The following is a 745-nucleotide window of genomic DNA, read 5'->3' as shown; positions in this document are numbered from 1 at the left end:
GACACAGGATCTTGTATGTTAATGTAAGATATAACAAAACACTTGTTTTATATATGAATCTTAAATTCATTGTACTTAATCTGCCATATTAGAAGATATGGCATTTTAGAAGATATTATAGAGGAATTTCACTATATGAATGTTTTGAAGGAGGAAGTTCTTGTAATCACTCAATAGATGACATTATATTATTTGAATACACAATTAGTCGATGCAAAATAAATTTTCCCAAACAATAAATAACAATAACAAGATTCAAATAAATGAAATTCTTCTTCCAATGGTAGATACTGCATCTGGATAATCAGAATAACGACGAGGTATTCCTCTTAATTCTAAAAAATGCTGAAGAGAGAAAGTTAAATTTATAGCAATAAATATAATTAAAAAATGAATTTTCAATCAGAATTTAAGGATAACCCTGTAGATAAAGGATATCAATGAATAAATCTACATAAAATTGCAAATACTACCCCCATAGTAATAATAAAAATGAGCTACAACATAATATGTGTCATATAAAATAATATCAATTGATGAATTTGCCAAAATTACGCCAGTTAAACCACCAATAGTGAATACAAATACAAACCCTATGCTCATAAAATTTAAGACAAAATTTTAATTTTTGTTCCTCTTAAAGTTGCAAATCAGCAAAAGACCTTAATTCCAGTTGGAACCACAATAATTATTGTAGTAGAAGTAAATATGCTCGTGTATCAATGTTCATTCCAACTGTAAATAT

The 745-nt window shown here is 26.8% G+C and carries 1 protein-coding gene; it reads right to left on the bottom strand.

Annotated elements, in window-relative coordinates:
* Window positions 1-450: 450 nt before the first annotated feature.
* Window positions 451-603 (bottom strand): cbb3-type cytochrome c oxidase subunit I, encoded by a 153-nt coding sequence (locus MAGTDC_RS06090; RefSeq protein WP_192573234.1) that lies wholly within the window; start codon window positions 601-603, stop codon window positions 451-453.
* Between the last annotated feature and the right edge of the window lie 142 nt (window positions 604-745).

The organism is Candidatus Hodgkinia cicadicola, assembly GCF_002774925.1.
Note: the sequence above shows the minus strand (reverse complement) of the source record. Positions and strands in the feature narration are given on the sequence as shown.